This is a genomic window from Microbacterium sp., assembly GCF_031178525.1.
GTDB lineage: Bacteria > Actinomycetota > Actinomycetes > Actinomycetales > Microbacteriaceae > Microbacterium.
Genome location: NZ_JAPSJA010000240.1, coordinates 1 through 3,524, shown reverse-complemented (window position 1 = coordinate 3,524; position 3,524 = coordinate 1). Strand labels below are relative to the sequence as shown.

Annotated in this window: 4 protein-coding genes; 2 read left to right on the top strand and 2 right to left on the bottom strand. The window is 72.5% G+C overall.

Annotation, left to right across the window (positions count from 1 at the left end; translation table 11 throughout):
• The first annotated feature begins 194 nt into the window (after positions 1 to 194).
• Positions 195 to 1,175, top strand: coding sequence for a DNA-3-methyladenine glycosylase 2 family protein (locus RIF89_RS12355; RefSeq protein WP_309069406.1), 981 nt, complete (start codon positions 195 to 197; stop codon positions 1,173 to 1,175).
• Here RIF89_RS12355 and RIF89_RS12350 read toward each other — a convergent pair.
• Complete coding sequence (locus tag RIF89_RS12350; protein ID WP_309069405.1) at positions 1,172 to 2,140, bottom strand: NAD(P)-dependent alcohol dehydrogenase; 969 nt, start codon at positions 2,138 to 2,140, stop codon at positions 1,172 to 1,174. The two genes, RIF89_RS12355 and RIF89_RS12350, sit on opposite strands and share 4 nt — an antisense overlap.
• Positions 2,137 to 2,646, bottom strand: coding sequence for a nitroreductase family deazaflavin-dependent oxidoreductase (locus tag RIF89_RS12345; protein ID WP_309069404.1), 510 nt, complete (start codon positions 2,644 to 2,646; stop codon positions 2,137 to 2,139). The genes RIF89_RS12350 and RIF89_RS12345 overlap by 4 nt, the downstream gene beginning before the upstream one ends.
• A gap of 88 nt (positions 2,647 to 2,734) precedes the next feature.
• Here RIF89_RS12345 and RIF89_RS12340 point away from each other — a divergent pair, with 88 nt between their 5' ends.
• A complete protein-coding gene (locus tag RIF89_RS12340; protein WP_309069403.1) occupies positions 2,735 to 3,430 on the top strand; it encodes a TetR/AcrR family transcriptional regulator C-terminal domain-containing protein in 696 nt (231 codons plus the stop codon).
• Positions 3,431 to 3,524 lie beyond the last annotated feature (94 nt).

Here is a 3,524-nt window from a genome sequence, read left to right as displayed (position 1 = left end):
CGGATGTCGCCGTGCGGTACGGCGCCGGGGCCCCGTCGCCCGACCGCTTCTGAGGCTGGTCTCCCCGCATCATCCGAAGCCGCGCGTGGCCACGCTTGACGGTCTCGACCGCGTCGCAAGCTCCCTTCCTCATCCAGCAGGAGGGCAGCAGGACGTGCGCCCGGATTGTCAGATGCAGCGCGTAGCGTGAAGCCGTGATCCCGTCCGCCGCGCTCGAGTCGCGCATCGCCGTGCGTGCGCGCGACCCGCGGCCGGATCCGGGGCCGCGGCTCGAGAGCGTGTACCGGCCTGCACGCCCGCTCGACCTGTACGCGACCGTCGCAACCTTCCAGCGCGGTCCGGGAGATCCCGCGCAGGCGTGGAGCACCGGCGTGATCTGGCGGGCGATCCGCACTCCGCAGGGGGTCGCGAGCGTCGCACTGCGCCAGCTGCGTGACGGATCCGTCCGGGCGGCGTCGTGGGGCCCGGGACGCGAGTGGGCGATCGCGCAGGTGCCCGCCCTGTGCGGCGCGCTCGACGACGACACCGGCTTCGACCCGTCGCTGCATCCGCTGATCGCCGACTCCCACCACCGCCATCCGGGCCTGCGGATCGGCCGTGGCGACATGCTCTTCGACGCGCTCGTGCAGTCGGTCACCGAGCAGAAGGTCACGGCCATTCAGGCGTTCTCCGCCTGGCGACGCCTCGTCACCTGGTTCGGCGAGCGCGTCCCGGGGCTTACCCCGAAGCCGATGTTCGCGCCCCCGACGATCGAAGGCTGGCGCCGCATCCCGTCCTGGGCCTGGCACCGCGCGGGTCTCGAACCGCCGCAGAGCCGCACCATCGTCATGGCCGCGCGCCGCGGCGATACGCTCGTACGCGCGATGGCGGCCTGCGCGCCCGAGGCGCGAGACGCGATCCTGACGTCGCTCCCGGGCATCGGCCCGTGGACCGCCGCCGAGACCCGGATCCGTGCGCTGGGCGACCCGGATGCGGTCAGCGTCGGCGACTTCCACCTCGCGCACCAGGTGGGCTACGCCCTGACCGGCACCCGGGTGGAGGACGACGGCATGCTCGAGCTGCTCGCGCCGTGGGCCGGGCAGCGGCAGCGCGTGATCAGGTACATTCTGGCGTCGGGCGTGCGTGAGCCGCGCCGCGCCCCGCGTCTTCACCCCGAAGATCACCGAGCGCGTTAGGGGACGATGACCACCTTGCCGCGCGCGCGACCCGAGGCGAGGTGCTCGAACGCTGCGACGGCATCGTCGAGTGCCCACGTGCTGTCGACCAGGGGCCGCATCTCCCCGGCCGCGAGCAGCGCTCCGAGCTCGTCGAGGTGGGCCCGATCGTTCGGCTTCCAGAGGATCGTCCCCATCCGCGTGCCCGTCAGCCGGCCGACGAGGGGTCCGAGCAGGACGTAGCGCGCGAAGGAGCCGAGGCGCCGCGCGATCAGCGAGTACCTGCCGCCGCGCTCCAGGCAGCGCCGCATCGCGAGCATGCCCCGGGAGTCGGCGATGTCGAGCACGACGTCATACCGCTTCCCGGATCGCGTGATGTCCTCGGCGACGTAGTCGATCACCGCGTCGGCACCCGCCGCGCGCATGATGTCGGCCTTGTCCCCCGTGTCCACGCCCGTGACGTGCGCGCCGCGCACCTTCGCGAGCTGGATAGCGAGCGGACCGACGCAGCCTCCCGCGCCGTTGATCAGCACGCGTGTGCCCGCGCGCAGGGGCGCGGCCGCGCGCAGCCCCTGCAGTGCGAGGAGCCCCGAATGCGGGATCGTCGCGGCGTCGGCGAACGAGACGCCGTCGGGGATACGCGCGAGGGCGCCGGCGGGCACGCAGACGTAGTCGGCGAGCGCCGCGTGCCCGTGGGCGAACACGTCGGCCCAGACCCTGTCGCCCGGCGTCAGCTCGCGAACACCGGGCCCGACCTCTTCGACGTCGCCCGCCACATCCACCCCGACGTGCGGCGTGCGCGGGCGGCGCAGTCCCTCGATGCGGGCGATGCGCGGCAGGCCCTGCAGATGGTCGAGGTCGGCGGTGTTGAGCGAGCTCGCCCTCACCCGCACGAGCACCTCGCCGGGACCGGGCCGAGGCGTCGGCACCTTCCCGACGCGTAGCACCTCGGGGCCGCCGTAGGCGTCGCGCAGCACGGCCCTCATCGCGACACTTCCTCGATGTCGGCGCCCACGGCCGCCCGTCGCAGCTGCAGCAGCTGGTCGACCCCGAACACCCGGGCCACGAACCGATCCAGGGGCGGCAGCAGGTGCTCGACCTCGGCGCGGGAGACGACGCTCGGGCCGGTCACCGCGTGCACGCCGCCGTCGAACTCGACCTCGGCCGCGCCTGCCGCGAGCACGTTCTTGAGCCAGTCGGGCGTCGTGCCGTACGGCAGCATGACGATCCAGCCGTCGTCGGTCGGGGTGAGGGCGATGGGGGTGCGATACAGGCGTCCCGAGCGCCGGCCGTGGTTGCGGATCACATGGGTCCCCGCTCCGGGCGCACCCGCCGTCCGCAGGGCGGCCTTGTTGAAGTGATCGCGGCCGAGGTGCCGCACGAAGCGCAGCCCCGGCTCCCACTTCGTGCGCATCGACAGGATGAGCGCCACCAGCAGCAGGACGGCGAGCGCGATCACCGGGCCCGCGATCGCGAGAAACCAGATCCACATGATGACTCCCTTACGTTGTAAGTCTTACTGCGTAAGGTAGCCGTACGCTGTAAGGGACACAAGTCCTGACGCCTAGAATCTGAGCACGATGACCGACCCCACGACCCCGCGGACGACGCTGACCCGCGCGCGCGTGCTCGGGACGGCCGTCGCGCTGGCCGACCGCGAGGGCATCGACCGTCTCACCATGCGCAGTCTCGCGGCCGAGCTCGGCGTGGAGGCGATGTCGCTGTACCACCACGTCGCGAACAAGGAGGATCTGCTCGACGGCGTCGCGGACGCGATCGCCGGCGAGATGCAGGTGGCGGTCGCAGACCTGCCCGCGCCTGCTCCCTCCGAGTGGAAGGCGGCGCTGCGGCGACGCATCCTCACGGCGCGAGAGGTCATGCTGCGCCACCCGTGGGCGCCCGGAGTGTTCGAGAGCCGCACCGGATTCGGCCCGCAGATCGTCCGCTACACAGACGGTTTCGTCGGACTGCTGCGCCTCGGCGGGCTGTCACACGACTTGGTCCACCATGCGATGCACGCGCTCGGCAGCCGCGCGTACGGCTTCACGCAGGAGCTGTTCGACCCGGCGGGCTCCGGCGACGCGGACGCCTCGCCCGAGATGCTCGCGCAGATGGCGACCGAGGCCCCGCACCTCGTCGAGATGCTCGCGCACATCGCGCACGACCCACCCGGGGCGACCCTCGGTCGGTGCGACGATCAGAGCGAGTTCGAGTTCGGCCTGGATCTGCTGCTCGACGGCCTTGAACGCCGCGCGGCCCGCGAGCCGGGCGCGTAGCCTGAAGCCATGTGGCTCATCCTGCGCAGCGTCGCGGTGCTCGCGGTCGGCGGGATCGTGGGCGCCGCCTCCCTCGGCAACGTGTGGCTCGGGC

Coding starts and splice junctions, on each gene's coding strand:
- RIF89_RS12350 (WP_309069405.1), bottom strand. CDS start 2,140: ATGAGGGCCGTGCTGCGCGACGCCTACGGCGGCCCCGAGGTGCTACGC.
- RIF89_RS12345 (WP_309069404.1), bottom strand. CDS start 2,646: ATGTGGATCTGGTTTCTCGCGATCGCGGGCCCGGTGATCGCGCTCGCC.
- RIF89_RS12340 (WP_309069403.1), top strand. CDS start 2,735: ATGACCGACCCCACGACCCCGCGGACGACGCTGACCCGCGCGCGCGTG.